The following is a 21,696-nucleotide window of genomic DNA, read 5'->3' as shown; positions in this document are numbered from 1 at the left end:
TATAATAATTGGCATAACATAAAAAATAATTTAGAAAGTTCGCTTTTTTGTAAAAATTATAATTTAAGTTTGATTAATAATGAAGCACGTCTCCCTGAACACCACAATTAAGAATTATAGTAAAATAAGGACTGAGATTATCAGACAGCTCTACTACAGTGAAATGTTGACTATAACCGAGTTGAGTGCATTGAGCCATAAGAGTATTCCGCTGGTGACTACTATCGTAAATGATCTTATTACTGATGGTTATGTTGTGGAATATGGTTTAGCTCCATCAACGGGCGGTCGCAGGGCACTAACGTATTTACTAAATAAGGAGAAGCCCAACTATATCGTTGCTGTGGCGATGGATCAGCTGGTGACAAAATTTGTGATCTATGATTTATTAAATGACAAGCAGGATCTGGTGAAAATGATGCCACTCGATCTGGCCAATGATGAGGATGCTTTACATAAACTCATACGATTTATAGAGGAAAACATTGCCTTATCAGGAATTCCTGAAGGTCAGTTTTTGGGGATAGGTATCGGAATGCCGGGTTTCATGAATGCAGAACAGGGGATTAACCATAGTTTCTTCAAAAATGCAGATGGTGGAAATGTGAGAGATCACCTTACTGCGGCCATAGGCTTACCTGTATATATAGACAACGACTCCAGTTTAATTGCCATGGCCGAATTAAAGTTTGGTATGGCTAAAGGCTATAAGGATGTCATGGTAGTCAATATAGGCTGGGGTATAGGTCTCGGCATGATCATTAACGGTATTCAGTTCAGAGGTCATAGTGGTTATGCGGGCGAGTTTAGTCATATCCCCGTTTCACAGAGCAATAAACTGTGTTCCTGCGGCAAAAGAGGATGCCTGGAAGTAGATACTTCCTTGTGGGCATTAGTAGAGCGCGCAGAAGCAGAAATGGCTGGTGGTGCGGAATCCAGTTTAAAGCGGTTATTCACAGATGAAACAAAGTTGAGAGGTGATCATTTTCTGGATGCTGCGAAAGCTGGAGATCCTTTAGCGGTATCTGTCTTATCTGATGCCGCATTTTTGATCGGAAAGGGTCTTTCTACTTTAATCCATATAATGAATCCAAACCTGATTGTGCTGAGCGGGAGAGGAGCTATAGCCGGAAAAATAATTACAGCACCGATACAACAGGCAATTAATGAATTCTGCATTGCAAGACTGGCAGATCAGACAGAAATTAAAGTGTCTAAACTAGCGCATGATTCCGAATTACTGGGTGCAGCAGCACTGGTCATAGAAAATTGCGAATTCGAACATCCTTAGCCTATCCATTATCACGTATATAAACAACAACAAATCAAATTTTCCCTAAACAAACTAATCAAAAGCTATGAAACAATTCTATCAAAGGTGTTTCGCTGTTTTACTGTTATCTCTCCTGACAGTAGCGGCATATGCACAAAAGCCAGTCACTGGAACGGTGACTGATGAAACCCGCAATCCTGTGCCGGGTGTAAACGTAAAGGTAAAAGGCACCGCAACTGGTACCGTTACCAATGGCGAGGGAAAGTACTCCATCACTGTAAGTGAAGGTGCTGTCCTTGTATTTTCTATGATTGGCTATACGCCAAAAGAGTTAACTGTAGGTGCTTCATCTACTTTGAATGTGTCAATTGCTGAAAATGCAAATGCGCTGAATGAGGTTGTGGTAACTTCATTAGGTATTAAAAAAGAAACTAAAGCTTTAGGTTATGCCGTAAGTACGGTAACTGCTAAAGAGATTACTCAGTCTGGAAATACCAACTTCGGCTCTGCCTTATATGGTAAAGCAGCGGGTGTAAAGATCACTACAGCACCCGGCGGATCAAGCAGTGCGGTAAACGTACAGATCAGGGGTATCAACTCTTTATCTTACAACCGTCAGCCATTGTATGTTGTGGATGGGGTAATGATCCGTAACGATCAGCAAAACGGACCCGATGGTGCCAACAATAATGGTGGATTAGGCAATGCAGGTGGCAATGGTATCTGGTCAAATGACCGTATCAAAGGAAACGGTATGCTGGATATCAATCCTGCAGATATTGAAAGTCTGACTATTCTGAAAGGTGCAAGTGCAAGTGCCTTATATGGTTCTGATGCGGCAAGTGGCGTAATTGTAATTACAACCAAAAAAGGATCGAAAAATCGCGGTTTAGGTATAGACTTCAATTACACTGCGTCTGTAGAAAATGCTGCATTTTTACCAAAGTTTCAAAATGAATTTGGTCCGGGTTACGATGCGGTGAATAACCAGGCCATCAACGGCAATGCTGAAGGATGGATACCAGACGCTAAAGCGGTTGGTGGATTAAGACCATTCTTCAGAGCTTATGCACAATTTGGTCCCAGATTTGACGGTCGTGATGTGACATGGTGGGATGGCTCTGTTCGTCCATATTCAGCTCAGCCGGATAACTTTAAAGATATTTTTGATACAGGTTACAATTCAAATGCTAACGTAAGTATCTCTAATCAGACGGATAAGCTGAACTATCGTTTCTCTGCTACCCGTATGGACTATAAAGGTATAACACCAGGAAGTACGCAACAACGTAATACTTTTGGTATTAACAGTACGATAAAATTAAATGATAAGTTATCAGCTGACGTGATTGTAAATTACATCAATACAAAAACACATAACCGTTCAGGTTTGCTTGGGAATGTATTAAATGCCTATAATGGATTTTTCAGTCGCGCTGAAGACATGGATTTGATGAAATCGATTTATCAGACTTCGGCCGGATACAAATATTCAACTTTCAACTCTGGCAGACCTGAAGCATTCGCTTACCCGATGAGAGCGACAGGTTTATTGGATTTCTTCTGGAATCAATACAAAAACAGCTATGACGAAAACGAAAACCGTTTATTGTCAAGTGCTACCTTGAATTACAACATTATCAATAAGTTGAAACTGAGAGGAAGGATTGGATCAGATGTTACTACTGCAACTACCGAAGATAAAAGATACAATGAATATGCATTGGCTTATAACGGTTCTGAAAGTACAGGATCGTATGCGCTATCTACAGGGGCATATAATATTGTGTATGGGGATGCATTGTTGACCTATACTGATAAAATTGCATCTGATTTTGACTTCTCATTAACAGGTGGTTTTCAATCCAGATCTGAACATTATAAAGATCAGTATGCTTCAACAGCATCTGGTTTAATTTCAGAGAATTTTTTCGCCCTGAGTAACTCTCTAGGTGTGATCAATAATGGTTTATCAGATGGTAAAACCAGGAGACAGGAACTATTAAAGTACGCTTATGTGGGTATTGCTAACTTTTCTTATAAAAATTACGCATTCCTTGAAGCGACAGGGCGTTCAGAATATTCTTCTACACTACCTGCACAAAATAACAATTATAATTATTACTCCTTTAACTCAGGTTTTGTTTTCAGTGAAGCATTTAAACTGGCAGAGCCTTTCAGTTATGGTAAACTTAGAGCATCTTACGGTGTTGTAGGAAATGATGCACCTATTTATAAAGCAAATATCGCTTATAACCAAACGCCATTACAGACAGTAAATGGTCCTGTGCCTTCATTAACCTTGCCAGGTGCCTATGGTAATTTAGATTTAAAACCTGAACGTAAATATGAAAACGAGTTCGGTACAGAGTTAAGATTTTTCAAAAGCAGAGTTGGTGTTGATGTGAGTTATTACAGCAATAACATTAAAAATCAGATTCTGAGTTTGACTGCTGCGCCTTCTGCAGGTGCTACCAGTCAACTGGTAAACGTAGGTGAGATTTCAAACAAAGGTTTAGAGGTTTCCCTGACAGGTACAGCAATTTCTACTCCTGATTTTACATGGACTACACGCTTGAACTATTCATCCAATACTTCAAAACTTGTCTCTTTAGATGCTAATGTTCCTGAACTGATTTTTTATGAATCACAAGGTTCTGCGGTTAGGGTAAGTGCAAAACCAGGACAGAAATTAGGTGATATTATGGTTTATCCACGTGCAACAAATGCAGCTGGTCAGTTCCTGATCAACGACGATGGTTTGTATGTAATTGATAAATCAAGATATGTTATTGGTGGCAACATTCTTCCTAAAGCAATTGGTGGTTTGACGAATACTTTCAGATACAAAAGCTGGACCTTCGATTTTACAGCTGATTACCGTTTTGGAGGTCAGATGGTATCTGCTCCGCTTAAGTATGCGATGGGTACTGGTCAGTACGAAAACACTTTGGCGCTGCGTGAAACAGGCATCACTTTAGAAGGTGTAAATGAAACTACTGGAGCAGTAAATACAAAACATTTAACAGGTGCTGAGTTCTACATGAACGAATATGATGATGGAAATAATGCATGGAATGAAAAAGCAATGATTTTTGATAACAGCTTTATCAAAATGCGTGAAGCGATTATCGGATATACTGTAAATGATAGGTTTGCTAAGAAGATAGGCATGACCAATCTGCGTTTTTCGCTGATCGGCCGTAACCTGTTCTATTTCTGGAAAACTATCGATAATCTTGATCCTGAAGCTCCGGTTGGTAACCAATGGTATTCACAAGGTATAGATATGGGTTCTACTGCTGCTACACGTAGTTTCGGAATTTCATTAAATGCTAAATTCTAATTGCTAAAAATTAAAGAGATGAAACATTCAATTATAAAAACGGTCTTATTTTCTTCCCTGGTTGTCATGACCTTCAGCGGATGTAAAAAAAGCCTTGAAGAGAAGTTTAATAACCCTGAATCCTCTACGACAGCTAGTTTGCCAGGATTTTTAACAGATTTGATTAATAATGACCGTGTAAGACCATCTTACTGGAATCTGCGTACATTTTTACTGATGCACGCATCTGTATATGCACAAACTGCATTTACTTATCCTGATAACAGTATGTATGAGCAGCAGGATGGTTATATCAATGGTTTCTGGACAGACTATTATGCCCCGGGCGTTTTAGGTATATACCGTGCGATGGAGAAAACCTATGCTGCATTGCCAGAAGGAGAGAAAGCATCGAAACAAATTTACATGGAAGCAGCGAAGGTAATTTTATATGACCAGACAGCACAAATGGTAGATGATTTTGGTGATATCCCTTTCAGCGAAGCAGGAAGTCTGCCGAGCTCTAATATCATCAAATTGCCTAAATTTGATGATCAGGTACAATTGTATAACCTGATTCTGGATGGCTTGAAAACTTCAGGTGCTTTTTTTGGTACTGCCACTACAAATGCAGATTTCAATAAGGCTGATATTTTAAATAGCGGAAGCATTGATAAATGGAAACGCTACGCGAATTCTGTTCGCCTGAGATTGCTGATGCGCATATCAACGGTTAACGAAAGTGTTGCACGTCCGGCTGTGCTGGAAATGTTAAATAATCCTACAACTTATCCATTGTTGGATGGTAATAATGCTGTCGATTATAACCCATTGACTACTGATATTTTATTAAGACCGCTATTGACCAATAACAGTTCATTAATCGATGCACTTAGAGAATTACCAAGTCATTATGCACCAGATTTTATGTTGAATAAGGTGATGAATCCTTCAAACGATCCAAGGATCCCTGTATTGTTTGATAAGTATGGTCGTACATCAGCATCAGGTGTATTTACACCTAATGCAACCTATAGAGCTATGCCTATTACATTTAATGCAGCCGAGGTAGATGCGAATTTTCAGGATTATGCAGTAATTGATTCGGCTACTATCTGGATGAATAAAATGTTGCCAGGGGTAGTAATCACTGCATCAGAAGTGAACTTTTTAAAAGCAGAAGCCCAGGAACGTTGGGGTAACACTGCGACTGCGAAAACCAATTATGAAACGGCAGTTGCGCAATCGGTTACTTTTTACTACTATCTGAACTCTATTGGTGATCTTAAAAAAGTAGATAAACCAAGCCCGGCTGATGTGACTACATTTGTGACTACCTCTACTATCGCTTATACAGGAACTACTGCGAATAAGTTAACTATGATTGGTACACAGAAGTGGTTGCACTTTGGCTTTCTACAGGCGCAGCATGCCTGGGCTGAGTATCGCAGAACAGGTATTCCTGCTTTAACTTTTCCAACTGCTAACTTATCTGGTTTCAATCTTCCACCTGCACGCTTGCTTTACCCTTCTGTAGAGAAGTCAAATAACAGTGTGAATTACCAGGCTGTACAAGCTAAAGATACCCGTACAAACAAGATCTTCTGGATGCCATAATTCAGAAAATAATTCGGATAGAAGGGGAGGTTATGCTAGTCATAATCTCCCCTTTTTTTTGTGTATTAACCATCTTCCGGGAGCATTTACAAGATCTCATACAGGTTTCGTTTTATTTTTTTTGAAATTTTATACCAGTAATAATTATTGTAAATCAACTAATTGTGAGTTCTATATAAAGTTTCAGTTTTTCTTGATGGTTCATGACAAGTTAATGGTGTTTACGAGATTAAAATCTTCATAATAAGTTAATATACCCTGTCTTTGGTAGTCATACAGGAGCATTATAATTGTGGGAATCTTAACCAATTCCCATATGAAAATTTTTACTATAGAAAGTTATGCCTCGTTATTATGCAGAAGGATAGTCCCTCTGTTCTTACTTATGGGTGCAACGATCAATGTTGCACAGGCTGCCATTCCTGCATCAGCAGAAATTCATGAATTGAAACAATTCCTTAGGATAACCGGGACGGTGACTGATAAACAAGGTTTAGCATTACCGGGTGTTTCCATTAAGGTTAAAGGCGGAACAGGAAGTGCGACTACAGATGCTAATGGTAAATTTACCATACAGGTTCCGGATGATAAAGCTATACTCCTGATCTCTTATGTTGGATTTAAAACAGAAGAAGTTGCTGTGAACGGAAGAGAAAACATTAGGGTTACCCTTGGTGAAGACAGTAATGAGCTGACGGAAGTCGTGGTCACCGCATTAGGTATTTCCCGCGAAAAGAAATCCCTGGGATATGCTGCCCAGGAGATTAAAGGAGATGAACTGGATAAGGCCCGGGAGACCAACTTTTCTGCTGGTCTTGCAGGAAAGGTTGCAGGCTTAACGGTAATGAGTAGTCCCTCTGGTGTAGGTGGCTCGGCAAGGGTTACCATCAGGGGTGATAAATCCTTAAATATCAATAACAATCAACCCCTGTATATCATCGATGGAGTACCTATCAGTAATGAGACTTATGGTTCATCCGGTGAAAGTTTTCAGGAGGTGGATTATGGCAATGGTGCCTCATTAATCAATCCTGACGACATCGCTACGATCAATGTGTTGAAAGGAGCCAATGCTGCGGCATTGTATGGTTCCAGGGCTGCAAATGGAGTAATATTGATTACTACAAAGACAGGCAAGCGTGGAAAGGGTGTGGGGATCAGTGTAAATTCAGGAGTAACTTTTGAGAGCCCGCTTGTTTTACCAAAATTCCAAAAACAATATGGTCAGGGTAATGAAGGGCTATTCTCTTTTACTGATGGATTGAATAACGGTCTGAACGATGGCGTGGATGAGAGCTGGGGACCAGCATTTAACGGACAGCTGATTCCGCAATTTGATTCACCTACTTCAAACGGTTACCGTGGTGGAGACATTTATCTGCTGAATGATGGTACACCGGGGGCTGCCGCTAATCTGGCTGCCAGGGGAACTATTAATGCTACTCCATGGCTAAACCGTTTTAATTTAAATGATTTTTATGAAACCGGCGTTACCACGAATAATAATATCGCGTTATCGGCTGCAAATGATAAGGGCGACTTTCGTTTTTCTTATACCAACTTGTATCAGAAAGGGATTGTGCCCAATACAGACCTGAAAAGGAATACGCTGGCGTTTAACGCTGGTTATAACTTAACGCCAAAACTGAATGTGAAGGCTGGTGTAAACTATACCTTGAGTAACAGCGGGAACAGGCCGAGTATCAGTTATGGTACTGAGAATATTATCTACCTTTTGAACAACTGGATGGGGCAGCAGGTAGATCTGAATTCATTGAAGGACTATTGGATGCCGGGTAAGGAAAATATTCAGCAATACAATTTCAATTACAATTACCACGATAATCCATACTTCAATTTATATGAAAATACCAATGCGCAGAATGCTCATAGGCTGATTGGTAATGTGGCGCTAAAGTATGACGTGACGGATTGGTTGAATATCATGTTGAGAGGAGCAACAGATTACGGAAATGAATTGAGACAGCGTAAAAGAGCTTTTAGCACGCAACGTTTTCCGCAAGGCTCATACAGAGAGGAAAGGATCGAAAATACGGAGACCAACTTTGATTTCCTGATCAGTGCTAATCGTAGTTTAAATCAAGACTTTAAAGTTTCATTAAACGCAGGAGGAAATGCCAGGATCAATAATACGGATCAGGTCAGCAATTCTACGAGACAATTGTTAACGCCGGGTATCTATAGTTTGAATAACACCGCTATTCCCTTGATTACGGACGTATTTAGTCCAGGAAAAAGAGTAAATAGTTTGTATGGATTTGGTCAGCTTGCTTATAAGGATTATCTGTTTTTGGATCTAACAGCCAGAAATGACTGGTCGAGCGCACTCACTATTCCGACTCCTTATGCGATGCTGGGTATCACGGACAATTCCTATTTCTATCCTTCAGCATCATTAAGTATGCTGATCAGCGAAATGTATAAGCTGCCTGAATGGATCAGTTACGGTAAACTCAGGTTGAGTGCAGCAGCAGGGGGTAATGATACAAGTCCTTATACCTTTTCTCAGGCTTTCCTGCGACAGGATCCTGTAGGGGGTAATCCGGTATTCAGCACGCCTTCGGTATTGCGTAATTACAATGTGAAGCCAGAGAAAAGTACATCCCTGGAGGGTGGTCTGGAATGGAAATTCCTGAACAACCGACTGGGCTTTGATCTGAGTTATTACCATGTCATCACGAAGAACCAGATTCTGAATAATGTGCCGGTTTCTGTGACCAGTGGATATGAGACCATGATTCTGAATGCCGGTGAGATCCAGAATTCAGGTCTGGAACTGTCATTGAATATTGTGCCGGTTAAAACTAACTTCCGCTGGGATATTGACCTGAACTTCTCCGCAAACAGGAGTAAGGTAATTAAACTGGATGATCAGGTAACGAATTATGTAATGGCCAGCAAAGAGGCGATAGCTATCGAAGCGAGAGTAGGCGAGCGCATGGGAGATATGTACGGCCTGGTGTATGCCAGGGTTACAGATCCTTCTAGCCCTTACTTTGGTCAGGTGATCAATAATGAAAGCGGCCGGCCATTATCGGGCGGTACACGGGAACGTTTAGGAAATTATAATCCTGACTGGCTGGCTGGTGTACGCAATAGTTTTTCTTATAAAGGGGTTAACCTGAGCGTATTATTTGATATCCGCCATGGTGGTAAAGTTTACTCACTAACACAGGTAGTAGGCAGGGAAGCCGGACAGCTGATAGAAACATTGGAAGGCCGTGCAGATGGTTATGATAAATCGCTGCCGGGAAATGGTGTGTTTAGTCCCGGCGTAATTCAAAATGCCGATGGTACTTACCGCCCTAATGATAAGGAGCTCTCTGCAAGAGAATGGGGCTCTGCATTTAGTGGGGGGAGATCTATTGCTGAACCGGCGACTTTCGACGCTTCTTTTATCAAACTCAGAGAGCTGAGATTAGGATACAGTATTCCGTCTGCTTTCCTGCAAAAATATAAGATCACGAATATGGCTATTTCAGTAGTGGGTAGGAATTTATGGATGCATGCAAAAGCGCCGCATATTGATCCGGAACAGATTGCGCTTGATGGCGGAACGTATGTTCCTGGTGTTGAATCTTCTTCTATACCAACTACACGCTCATGGGGACTTAACCTTAATTTCAATTTCTAATCTTGTTTAAAAATTATCGATATGAAACATATTAAAATACTGATGTTATTTATCTTCAGCCAGCTTATTCTGGCTGGCTGCACCAAAGATTTTGCAGAAAAAAATGATGATCCCAATGCCATCACAACCATTACACCAAACTTGTTATTACCTCACATTATTCGTTCTTCCGTTACGGCAGTACTAAATGAATCATGGGGAACAGGCTCATTACTGGTACAGCAAACGGCCAAATATCAGTTTGTGGATGAAGACAGGTATATCTGGGGAAATAAGGACGGGATCTGGAATAACTATTATAATACCATGAGAGATGTAAAAAAACTTTCTGACTTAGCTGCTTCTTCTAATCAGCCTGCCTACAAGGCGATGGCGCTGATTTTAAAATCGTGGATGTTTTCCATTGTCACGGATACTTACGGAGATATCCCTTATAGTGAGGCTACTTCAGGATTAACTGATAATGTGCTGAAACCAAAATATGATACACAGGAATCCATTTATAATGGGATTTTGGCTGACCTTACCACCGCCAATACCATTCTGACAGGAGTCAATGCCTCTGTTTCGGGTGATCTGATCTACCAGGGAGACCTGGCTAAATGGAGAAAGATGGCCAATAGTCTCCGTGTGCGTTACCTGATGCGGATCTCTGCCAAAACGGATGTCAGCGCAAAACTGCAGGAGATTGTCGCCAATCCTGCTGTCTATCCGTTATTCGAAAATAATACTGACGATGGGGATTACAATTATTATGTAGAGGCGCCTAATCAATTTCCTAATTTCACGAACCGCATCGGAGGATTTGATGAGGTGAGACTAAGTAAAACACTGGGCGATATTCTGCAGCAATACCAGGATCCGAGACTGAGTATTTTTGCGAGACCAACGTCGAGTTCTGTTACTGCTGGTAATCCGCAATATGTGGGGATGCCGAATAGTTTAAACCCGACCAGTGCACTTAATTACAACGGAGGATCTAATCATATCAGTCGTGTGGGAAGTTTTTATTATGAAAACTCAATTACGGCTGCAGGGTTATTAGTAGCCAAAGGATATATCATGGCATTTCCTGAATTACAGTTTCTGCTCGCGGAAGCCCGGTTTAAAAATCTGATTACTACTTCTACTACTGCCCAGGGATATTATGAGAAAGGAATTGAAACTGCTTTTATATATTTGAATACGCAGATGCCGGCAGGTTACCTGCAGCGGACAGGTGTACAGTTTAGCCAGGCTACAGGTTTACAGCAGATTGGCACGCAAAAATGGATCTCCTTGTTCTACACTGGCATGGAGAGCTGGTTTGAATGGCGCCGTACTGGTTTTCCGGTATTACAGGCGGGAGCTGATAGTCAGAATGGCGGGAAAATTCCGGTACGTTACCGCTATCCTTTAAATGAGCAGTCTCAGAATGCGGATAACCTGCGTGCTGCGGTGGCCAGACAGGGAGCTGACGATATCAATACAAAAGTGTGGTGGGCTAAATAAGAATTGAAATGGGCGATATAGATAATTCAAGAAGAGAATTTGTAAAGAAAGCAGCTCTGTTAAGCAGTGCCGCGGGTTTGTTCAATGTATTGCCGATGTCCATACAGCAGGCACTGGCCATCGATGCTGCACCCGGCAGTACCTTCATGGATGCTGAACATGTGGTTTTCCTGATGCAGGAAAACCGCTCTTTTGACCATTGTTTTGGTAGCTTAAAGGGCGTGCGGGGATTTAACGATCCGAGGGCGATACGGCTGGCTGACGAGAGACCGGTATGGTTGCAGCGTAATGCTGCAGGGAAAACCTATGCGCCTTTTCGCCTCAACCTGAAGGATACCAAATCTACCTGGATGAGTTCCCTGCCGCATTCCTGGGAGAATCAGGTAGATGCCCTGAATGGGGGTAAGAACGATAACTGGCTGGAAAGTAAGAAATCCGGGCATAAGGAATTCGCCGATATGCCGCTGACTATGGGTTATTATAACCGGCAGGATATCCCATTTTATTATGCGCTGGCGGACGCGTTTACGGTGTGTGATCAGCATTTCTGCTCTGCACTGACGGGAACAAGTCCAAACCGCTTATTCTTCTGGACGGGAACAATACGTGCAGAGCAGGATGAAAAATCAAAAGCGCATGTGTATAATGGAGAGATTGATCATAAAGACATTCATTGGCCCACTTTCCCTGAACGGCTGGAGGATGCTGGTGTTTCCTGGAAAGTTTATCAGAATGAACTCAGTATTCCCGTCGGCCTCGAGGGAGAGGCGGAAGACTGGCTGTCAAATTTTACAGATAATGATCTGGAGTTCTTCTCACAGTACCATGTACGTTTGCATCCGGAGCATCTGGCTTTTATGGAACGGAATGTTACTCAGCTGGAACAGGAAATCTCTCTGTTGAAGGCTAAAAGCAATCCATCCGCTACGGATACACAGGACCTGGCTAAAAAGGAAGAGCTGCTGAAAAAGCTGAAAAGAGACCAGGAAGTGTGGAACAAGACGAGGTTTGAAAAACTTTCAGAAAAAGAGAAAAGCATTCATCGTAAGGCATTTGTAACTAATGCCGGCGATCCTGATTATCACCAGCTGGTGAGCATGACATACGATGATGAAGGTAAGCAGCGTGAAATGAAAGTGCCTAAGGGTGATGTACTCCATCAGTTCAGGAAAGACGTTCAAAATGGCGAGCTACCGGCAGTTTCATGGCTGGTGCCGCCCTCCAACTTTTCCGATCACCCGGGTTCTCCCTGGTACGGAGCATGGTATGTTTCCGAAGTGATGGACATATTGACCAAAGACCCTGAACAGTGGAAAAAAACTATTTTCATCATTACCTACGATGAAAATGACGGTTATTTTGATCATGTACCACCATTTTTGCCACCTCATCCTGATCAACCGGAAACGGGAAAAACATCAGCGGGAATGAATACCCGCGCGGAGCATGTATCGATGGAGGAGGAGATCGCCAGGGGAATGGAAGAAAAGTACAGGCGGGAAAGTCCGATTGGTCTGGGTTTCCGCGTGCCTATGCTGGTTGTTTCTCCATGGACCAAAGGCGGGTGGGTAAATTCGCAAGTGTTTGACCATACCTCCTGCCTCCAGTTTCTGGAAGCGTTCCTCAGTAAAAAGACAGGTAAAGTGATTGCACAACCTCAAATCAGCGACTGGCGGCGAACGGTTTGCGGAAACTTAACTTCAGTATTCCGGGTAGTTGATGATCAGGCAGCTAACGCTCCTGCACCATTGAATAAAGACAGATTTATTCAGCTGATCAACAATGCAAAATTTAAACCCTTACCTTCTGGCTTTAATGAGGAGCTGCCTCAGCAGGAGAAAGGTATAAAACGCTCGAACGCTCTTCCATACCAGTTGTATGTGACCGGTAAATATGATGCTGATCGTAAAAGTGTGGGACTAACACTGGAATCCAGAGCAGCGATTTTTGGAGATAAAACCGCAGGATCTCCCTTTACAGTTTATTTACCAGGCAAAACCAAGACAAGTAGTTCTGGAAAATGGAATAATAGCCGGAGTTTATCTTATGCGGTTAAAGCAGGGGATAAGCTGAGCGACGATTTGCTGCTGAGCAATTTTGAAAATGAGCGCTACCATATCCAGGTCAACGGTCCTAATGGATTTTTCAGGGAATTTAAAGGAAATGCACAGGATCCTGATCTGCGCTTCATTTGTGAATACCAGCACGATCCGGGTAACAAGGAGCAACTGACTGGAAATATCGAATTTATTATGGTAAATCAGCAAAAAGATAGTCCGCATGAAGTGATCATTACGGATCACGCCTATGGCACAGCCGTTAAGCGTACGCAACTGATCCAATTGAAGTCGACCATTATAGATTTGAAAAAAAGCTATGGCTGGTACGACTTCAGTGTGCAGATTGCCGGCAACAGCACTTTTGAACAGCGCTTTGCCGGCAGGGTAGAAAATGGGAAACCTGGTTACAGTGATCCGGCTATGGGTGCATAAGTGCCCTTCATTTTTCTGTAACAGTCAAAAACTTTGTAACGCGCACGGATAAGGAGATAGGGGTAAAGTTGTGAAATTTCCCTTGTCTCTCTTTGCAGCCAAAGGTCTGCAAAGAGTTCCTCAATGATCTGCTCTGCCTGTTCGGCTTTTTTAAGTTTACTCATAGTGTCATTGTAAAGAGACATCCAATGCCTTTTATATATTTCGTTAAAGGCGGAGAGCTCTCCGGATTTCATCAGAGCCAGCAAAGACTCGTCAGAAAGAGTGGTGTGTGTGTTTAGGTGTGCTGACATTTTTTCTAAAATGATTTAAATAAAAATGATTTCTTTATCAATTATAATGATTTATAACAATATGATTTATACGTTTTTAAAATAATTTTGCACCTTTTTTTGCTAAATTGAATTAGTTTAATCTATAGCCTGTTAATATTTTTTAAAAAAATAACCAAAATAAAAGCCCCTGGGATATTCATCCAGGGGCTGTCATAAATACGTATTTTATTTATTTTGATAAGCCGTCTTTTTTTGCTTTGTCTAAAATCTTGGCTGCGCGTGAACCGCTGTCAGGATGTGAACTCATCATTTTTTCTGTTTTGGTTCTTTCTGCTCCTGAAGCTTTCTCCATATCTGCGAACTTCTGAAATGCACTGGCCAGGGCAGTCACCTTGTACTTATGAGACTTCATAAATTCATAAGAGTAATCATCCGCTTCACTTTCCTGCTTACGGTTATATTTACTATCAAGCAGTGCATTCGCAAATGTTCCCAGTTCGCTTTCTGAAAGGCTGTTGACTACGCCCGACTGAGAAGAGGCTGCATCGGAAATTGCTGCTCGTTTGTAAGCACTTCTGATGGCGTCCCTGGTATCTTTATTTGCTACGTGACCAATCTCATGACCTATAATCCCCAATAACTCATCATCAGACATGATGTCCATCAAAGAAGAGAAAACACGTACACTGCCGTCAGCACAGGCAAAGGCATTCACATCTTTCACTTTATAAACTTTATAGTTCAGCGTTAAACCGCCTTCACTTTTATGTTTGGAGAATATTTTATTCAGCCTTACAGTATAAGGGTCATTCGCTGCCGCAACAGGATTATTGGCATCCATCCAGGTTACTGCTTCTTTAGCCAGCTTGCTGCATCAGCATCAGAAAATGTAGCCGCTTTTAATCCTTTCTGTGCTGCACCAATACTTTTACTGTTTAGTTTGATCTGTGCCGAAGCAGGAGTGATTCCCAGCGTAAATACGAGTCCGAGAATAGCGAGAGGTAGAACGTTTGTTTTCATCTTTTGGTTATTTTTAAGGTTAATTCAATTGAGCCTGAATTAACCTATCAACAATTAACATTCTGTTTTTGTTTGTCGCTTTTATAATAATATATTCCTTAAAATTTAATCAATGGGTAGGATATTTGTACGTTTATTTTACATTGGAAAATTCTTTACAGCGTTAAACTATTGATCTGGCTAAGTTTTAAAGAATTATGGCTTTTACATTTCTACCGGATCGTGAACCAGAAGGTAAAACCTTTATCAAATCTGCTGTCAAAACCTATCTTCCCGTCATGACGTTTCACGATTGCTGGAGAGATATAGCGTCCTGATCCTAATCCCCGGAAGTTACCTGCCGTTTCCTACACGCTGAAAAAGCGGTCAAAAATAAGATGACGCAGATCAGTAATTTTAAAAATTTTGCGCATTATATTCCGGGCTATAAAAACTAAATTAGGGCAAAAATAATTTGCTTATGAGAGCAGTAGCGTACAGTGTCAGATCTTTTGAAGAAATCAGTTTAAGAAATGCAAATAAAGATAAACATGCGATCACCTATATTCCCGACGCACTTGGCCCGGAAACTTTAAAAGATGCTGAAGGTATGGATGCCGTTATCGTTTTTACGAATGACGATGTATCTGCACCAGTAATTGAAAAACTAGCGGGAATGGGTGTGAAGTATATCACTACCCGCTCAGTGGGAACTGATCATTTTGATAAACGGGCGGCTGAAAAATACCAGATCCAATTGTCCAACGTTCCCGCTTATTCTCCGCAGGCCATTGCAGAACATGCAGTAGCACTTGCTTTTGCATTGAACAGACAGCTGATCACCTCGGACCACCATAGTCATCATTTTGATTTCCGGAACGATGAGCTGATCGGCTTTAATTTTTCAGGTAAAACCGTAGGTCTTATTGGTTTGGGAAATACTGGTTTGGCTGTAGCACGTATATTTAATGGATTAGGCTGCCATGTAATTGGCTATGATCTGTATTTTCCGGAAGAAGCGCCCGCCATTACTGCCGTAAATCTGGAAACATTACTGGCGACAGCTGATATTATTTCCCTGCATCTGCCACTGACACAAACAACCAAATACCTGATCAATCAAAAAAGTATCAGCCAGATGAAAAAAGGAGTTATGCTGATCAACACCTCCAGGGGAGCATTGGTGAATACCGTAGATGTTCTGGAAGGGGTTGAGAGTGGTAAGATAGGCTATTTAGGACTGGATGTTTATGAACATGAGAAAGGCTTATTTTTTGAAGATCATCAGCAGGATGCTGTAAAAGATGATTTGCTGCTGCGACTTATGGCACAAAAAAATGTGCTGGTTACTCCTCATCAGGCTTATTTAACGCGTGAAGCATTACAGGAGATTGCCGATCAGACGATAAAAAATCTCGATTCTTTTAGCTGAAATTGCTGAACAAAAGGGGTGATTTTGCTGTTGTTAAATCATATAATTTAAATAAAGATGATCACTAGAAAAGAGATATTTGGTTATGAACCGGCTCCGGGTTATACGCTATCCGCTGCTTATTTTTCAATGGAATTTGCCATTGATCAGTCGCTCAAAATTTACAGCGGTGGTCTCGGCTTCCTTGCGGGATCACATCTGCGCAGCGCATATGAGCTGAAGCAAAATTTATTAGGTATCGGCATCCTTTGGAAATATGGTTATTATGACCAGGAAAGAGATCGCGCTGCGTTGATGAAGCCGGAATATGTAGCTAAAGAATATAGTTTTTTACATGATACGGGTATTGTATTTTCAGTGCCGGTTCATGATAGTCCCGTACAGGTAAAGGTGTACCTCCTTAAACCAGAAACTTTCCAGTCGGCCCCTTTATTTCTGCTGAGCACTGACCTGCCTGAAAATGATGTATTGTCGCAAAGTATCACGCATCATCTCTACGATTCCAATGAGGCTGCGCGCATTGCCCAGAGTATGATCCTGGGGATTGGCGGTGCCATGCTGCTGGATCTGCTGGATCTGGCGCCCGATATCTACCATATGAATGAAGGTCACGCCGTTCCACTCAACTTTTACCTGTATGCAAAACACAAAAGCCTGGACGAAATCAGGAAAAGAGTAGTATTTACTACGCATACGCCTGAAATGGCAGGTAATGAAGAGCACCTGTTCAGCTTATTGAAAAAAATGTCTTTTTTCTACCATTTGCAGGAGCATGAAGTGAAATATATTCTGGGTTTGGAAGGTGATTATTTCAACTATACCCTGGCGTCATTAAAGTTTGCCCGTAAGGCCAATGCCGTATCCAAACTGCATGGGGAAGTTGCCCGTGAAATGTGGGGCAGTAATGCTGGTATTTGTGAGATTACGGCAATTACCAATGCACAGAATAAAGCATATTGGGCAGATGGTGAAATCTCTGCAGCGATTGCTGCTGGTGAGGATACGGCAATCATCGCCCGTAAAAAAGAAATGAAAATTGAGTTATTTAAAACGGTGGCCGACCAATGCGGGAAGTTATTTGCTGAAAATGTACTGACGATTGTATGGGCAAGACGTTTTGCGGGTTATAAAAGGGCAGATTTAATGATGCGCGACTGGGACCGTTTTTTAAAAATGATGACTGATCAGGAGTTTCCGGTGCAGGTCATCTGGGCAGGTAAACCCTATCCTGAAGATCAGGGATCCGTAGATTTATTCAACCAGATTATAGAAAGAGCGAAACCGGTAGCAAATTGTGCGGTGTTAACAGGATATGAACTGGAGCTGTCTGCCTTATTGAAAAAAGGGGCTGATGTGTGGTTAAACAATCCAAGGATGTACCGTGAAGCTTCCGGAACAAGCGGAATGTCTGCCGCCATGAATGGTGCTGTTAATTTGTCCCTGTCAGACGGTTGGGTGCCTGAATTTGCTTCAGATAAAGAAAACTGTTTTTTAATTCCGATGGCTGAAGATCAGCATGGCCCGGTGGAGGAAATTGATAAAGAAGAAAATGCAAATCTGATGGATGTTTTAGCATCGTCCGTAATTCCTGCTTATTATAACAATCAGGAACAGTGGTTGAATATGGTTAAACAGGCGGCTGCCGACGTGGTTCCTGCTTTTGAATCAGCCAGGTTAGCCAGAGAATACTATGAGGTGATGTATAAAAGTTAAGAAAGCTATGATAACCATGATAGAGGTCACTACTGATTATGACCTGCATCATGGTTATACTGTTGCTTTAACCGCAATTTTACAGGTAAGAGATTACAATTAAAACCAGGGATATGAAAACGATAGCTGTAATGACCGATTTTTCTGACAGGGCTAATAATGCTGCGAAATATGCACTAGGCTTAGCACAGCATCTTCATGCTAATGTTTTATTATATAATTCTTTTGTGGTGCCTTCCTCCGAACCTCTGGGCTTGCAGGTGGCCTGGTCACTGGAAAGTTTCAATGAACTGCAGGCCGACAGCGAAAAAGAGCTGCACCTGTTAGCTGATCACTTGAGAGAGGATCTTTCCCTTCTTCCCGAAGGAAGTTTTAAGCCTGTAATTTATTGTAAATGCGATAATGGTACTTTATCAGCCAATCTTAATGCGCTGCTGAGCGATAAGGAAATCCTGATGCTGGTGATTGGAAGTCATAGAAAGAGGGCATCCGGTTTTATGCTGAGTAACCACATGAAGGAAATGATAGATGGGGTTCCGTTACCGATACTCATTATCCCTGAACAGCAGCAATTCCACAAGATTGGGAAAATCGCATTTGCGACGGATCTGCAGGGTACCGATCTGAATGTTCTCAGTTCATTGAGTGGTTTTGCGAGACCTTCATACGCACAGATTATGCTGACTCATATTTGTACAGGTAATGTGCCGGCGCATATCAGTGAACAGAAAATCAATAATTTTCTGCAGGAGGTGGGTAATAAAATCAACTACCCGAATATTTTCTTCAGAAAGGTCACAGAAGAACACCTGAAGGATGGTTTCAAATGGCTGATGGAAAATGTGGCATCAGATATATTGGTGATGGTACACCGCAATAAAAATTTCTGGGATCAATTGCTTAACCAGAGCAATACACAGAAAATGGCTGAACGCATTAATTTACCCTTGCTCGTTTATCCCTGTCCGGCTGATTCTTTGCCCGTTTTTTAAATAGCTTTATTTTGGTTGCCATCTGGAATCGGCGAACCTGCTGTTTTATAATCATTCCGGTTAGCTATATTTGTATAAAATAAAATATTTTATGCAGCTGCCCTTAAATACAGATACGCCCTTTCAAATCCAGGTTTCCTTTGATCAGCTTCTGGAAAGACTGGAAAAGGTAGCGGCAGATCCTGCAAATGATCAGCACGTCCGTGCAAAATCATTGCTGGAAGAAGCAGCATCGTGTCCCGAGTTAAGAACAGGTATTACTGACGTTGCACAAATAGAGGATAACAGGGATCTGATCCGCCGGTTATTGGCTGATTTAATTCCGGAGGCATTAACTTTAAATGAAATCAAGGCGGTCAGCATGCCTTACCGGGATTTCATGTTTAACCGTACTCAGCGGTTCAAAAATATCCTGCGGGCAGCGGGACCAGACTTTAAATTTAACATCCGCGGATTTGATGAACACCAGTTTTATGTATTGAGCTGCTGTTTAATTCTGAATGAATTTTATGGAACCCGGCTGGATTTCAGTAAGCCTCTGTTCTATGATATCCCTACAGCGGATAGCATCACCAAACATTACAGGATTTTATACAATGCAGAACATCTTGATATTGTGCCTACTGATAAGGTTGTTCCGATTACGGCAGAGGACATCGATCTGCTGACTAATAATTACGAGGATTTAGCGCTTTGGAAATCGAAATTTCCGAAAGAAAGCTATATCCTCAAAGGATTTGCCATCATGTCCTTGTATGATGCAACGGTCGAAAATGCAGTATCCCTGCTCAAAGAAAAGTTAATAGGCCTCAATACGGTCAGGTTTCAGCAGAGTGTGGAAGCTATTTTCAGGTCTATCTACCAGATTGCACACATCGAGATCGGATTTACATTGTTTATCAGTGAAGAGAATAAATTCAAGGTCGCTTCATTTGGCCAGCCTATGAAGAGTTTTATCATACCTGATCATTATGCAGAGGCTGATAAGGAGATGTTATGCACCTATTCTTATCAGCGCCTGATTGAGGACAAGGTTTATTTTGCGATATCTGATGTGCTGAAATTTCAAAGTATTGATCCCTCCAGTGACCTGGCTCAAAACTTTCTGGCCAAAAATATACACAGTTTTATTCTGGCGCCGATTATCAAAAACGGTGTACTGCTTGGGGTTTTTGAAGTTGTTTCACCCAAAGCGAATGACCTGAATAGTGTGAATGCCAATAAGCTGGAGGTAGTGATGCCATTCCTGACAGAAAGTATCGAAAGGCTGGTCAATGAATATCAGGTGCAGGTACAGGCAATCATACAAGACTATTATACGACGATACATTCCAGTGTATACTGGAAATTTAAAGCTGCGGCACAACAGTATCTTGATGCCCGGCAGTCGGGCAGGGACTATAATCTGCCAGAAGTTATTTTTAAAAATGTATTTCCATTGTATGGTCAGGCTGATATCAAAGGTTCTTCAGATGCCCGGAACATGAGTGTGCAAAAAGATTTGAGGAAGCAGATGAATGCCTTGCTGCATTTGTTGGAATTACTGCAGCCTCTAGCTTCATTTCATGAGGAGCTGAAGCAGGTGGAAATCTTTCTTCATCAGCTTGAAATCAGTGTGCAGGCCAATACAGAGCAACAGATAACTACCTATCTGAATGGAGGTTTACTGCTTCGGCTCAAAAAAATAACCGATCCGGAATGCCTCCCTTTAATCTCCTCCTATTTTGCTGAATCAAATCAGGAAAAAGGTGATTTTTATACCTACCGCAGAAAATACGAAACAACTGTCTCCCTGATCAATGAAAAGATGGCTCATATCATTGATAAAAGGCAGACGGAAGCCCAGGCACTTTTCCCCCATTATTACGAACGGTTTAAGTCGGACGGCGTAGAGCATAATCTGTACATCGGTTCTTCCATCCTGCCCAGCCAGCAATTTGAAATCCGCAAATTATATGATTTGCGCCTATGGCAGCTGCGTGTCCTTTGTGAGATGGAACTGGCACATTATCATTTAAAATCTCAGCTTCCTTACCAGCTGGAGGTGACGACCCTTGTTTTGGTGTATCATACGCCTATAGATATCAGATTCAGAATGGATGAGAAACGTTTTGACGTTGACGGTACCTATAATGCCAGGTTTGAGATAGTAAAGAAACGTATTGATAAAGCGCATATCAAACATTCACTGGAAAGGATTACGGCCGTTGGAAAGCTAACTATTGTTTATTCAAGTGATACGGAAGAGCAGGAGTATAGAAATTATATCCAAATTTTACAGCAGGACCAGGTTCTAGGCACGCACATTGAAAAATTTGAAGTGGAAGATTTACAGGGCATTTCAGGCTTGAAGGGCCTGAGGGTAGTGATCTTAAGACCTTCTTCACTGAGTTGATGACCATTCAAAACTTTGTGATTCAGTCGGTTGTTTT

General features: G+C 41.6%; 13 protein-coding genes. 10 read left to right on the top strand and 3 right to left on the bottom strand.

Annotated elements, in window-relative coordinates; translation table 11 throughout:
- The first annotated feature begins 163 nt into the window (after window positions 1-163).
- The 6 genes from OQX62_RS14825 to OQX62_RS14800 all read left to right on the top strand — a co-directional run bounded on the left by OQX62_RS14825 (window position 164) and on the right by OQX62_RS14800 (window position 13,853).
- Window positions 164-1,291, top strand: a complete 1,128-nt coding sequence (locus tag OQX62_RS14825; protein ID WP_265832343.1) for an ROK family protein — start codon at window positions 164-166, stop codon at window positions 1,289-1,291.
- Window positions 1,292-1,358: 67 nt separating this feature from the next.
- Entirely contained in the window at window positions 1,359-4,619 is a 3,261-nt protein-coding gene (locus OQX62_RS14820; RefSeq protein ID WP_265832342.1) for a SusC/RagA family TonB-linked outer membrane protein, read from the top strand.
- A gap of 18 nt (window positions 4,620-4,637) precedes the next feature.
- On the top strand, window positions 4,638-6,215 hold the full coding sequence (locus OQX62_RS14815) for a SusD/RagB family nutrient-binding outer membrane lipoprotein (RefSeq protein ID WP_265832341.1): 1,578 nt from the start codon (window positions 4,638-4,640) through the stop codon (window positions 6,213-6,215).
- A gap of 316 nt (window positions 6,216-6,531) precedes the next feature.
- Window positions 6,532-9,870 (top strand): SusC/RagA family TonB-linked outer membrane protein, encoded by a 3,339-nt coding sequence (locus OQX62_RS14810; protein ID WP_265832340.1) that lies wholly within the window; start codon window positions 6,532-6,534, stop codon window positions 9,868-9,870.
- A 21-nt stretch (window positions 9,871-9,891) separates the two neighbouring features.
- The gene (locus OQX62_RS14805) at window positions 9,892-11,361 is read left to right on the top strand and encodes a SusD/RagB family nutrient-binding outer membrane lipoprotein (RefSeq protein ID WP_265832338.1); all 1,470 of its coding nucleotides are present in this window, start codon (window positions 9,892-9,894) and stop codon (window positions 11,359-11,361) included.
- An 8-nt stretch (window positions 11,362-11,369) separates the two neighbouring features.
- Window positions 11,370-13,853 (top strand): phosphocholine-specific phospholipase C, encoded by a 2,484-nt coding sequence (locus tag OQX62_RS14800; RefSeq protein ID WP_265832337.1) that lies wholly within the window; start codon window positions 11,370-11,372, stop codon window positions 13,851-13,853.
- Here the strand turns inward: OQX62_RS14800 and OQX62_RS14795 are convergent.
- The 3 genes from OQX62_RS14795 to OQX62_RS14785 form a co-directional block, all read right to left on the bottom strand.
- The gene (locus OQX62_RS14795) at window positions 13,826-14,146 is read right to left on the bottom strand and encodes an RNA polymerase sigma factor (RefSeq protein ID WP_265832336.1); all 321 of its coding nucleotides are present in this window, start codon (window positions 14,144-14,146) and stop codon (window positions 13,826-13,828) included. The two genes, OQX62_RS14800 and OQX62_RS14795, sit on opposite strands and share 28 nt — an antisense overlap.
- A gap of 211 nt (window positions 14,147-14,357) precedes the next feature.
- On the bottom strand, window positions 14,358-14,969 hold the full coding sequence (locus OQX62_RS14790; RefSeq protein WP_265832335.1) for a M48 family metalloprotease: 612 nt from the start codon (window positions 14,967-14,969) through the stop codon (window positions 14,358-14,360).
- Between the two features lie 5 nt (window positions 14,970-14,974).
- Complete coding sequence (locus OQX62_RS14785; protein ID WP_265832334.1) at window positions 14,975-15,148, bottom strand: hypothetical protein; 174 nt, start codon at window positions 15,146-15,148, stop codon at window positions 14,975-14,977.
- Between the two features lie 460 nt (window positions 15,149-15,608).
- Between OQX62_RS14785 and OQX62_RS14780 the strand changes: the two genes are divergently transcribed.
- From OQX62_RS14780 to OQX62_RS14765, 4 genes are all read left to right on the top strand, one after another.
- Entirely contained in the window at window positions 15,609-16,559 is a 951-nt protein-coding gene (locus OQX62_RS14780; RefSeq protein ID WP_265832333.1) for a 2-hydroxyacid dehydrogenase, read from the top strand.
- 57 nt (window positions 16,560-16,616) lie between these two features.
- Window positions 16,617-18,272, top strand: a complete 1,656-nt coding sequence (glgP, locus tag OQX62_RS14775; protein ID WP_265832332.1) for an alpha-glucan family phosphorylase — start codon at window positions 16,617-16,619, stop codon at window positions 18,270-18,272.
- Between the two features lie 113 nt (window positions 18,273-18,385).
- Window positions 18,386-19,264, top strand: a complete 879-nt coding sequence (locus tag OQX62_RS14770; protein WP_265832331.1) for a universal stress protein — start codon at window positions 18,386-18,388, stop codon at window positions 19,262-19,264.
- Window positions 19,265-19,355: 91 nt separating this feature from the next.
- On the top strand, window positions 19,356-21,659 hold the full coding sequence (locus tag OQX62_RS14765; protein ID WP_265832330.1) for a GAF domain-containing protein: 2,304 nt from the start codon (window positions 19,356-19,358) through the stop codon (window positions 21,657-21,659).
- Window positions 21,660-21,696: the final 37 nt, after the last annotated feature.

The organism is Pedobacter sp. MR2016-24 (assembly GCF_026239655.1).
Taxonomy (GTDB): Bacteria; Bacteroidota; Bacteroidia; order Sphingobacteriales; family Sphingobacteriaceae; genus Pedobacter.
Note: the sequence above shows the minus strand (reverse complement) of the source record. Positions and strands in the feature narration are given on the sequence as shown.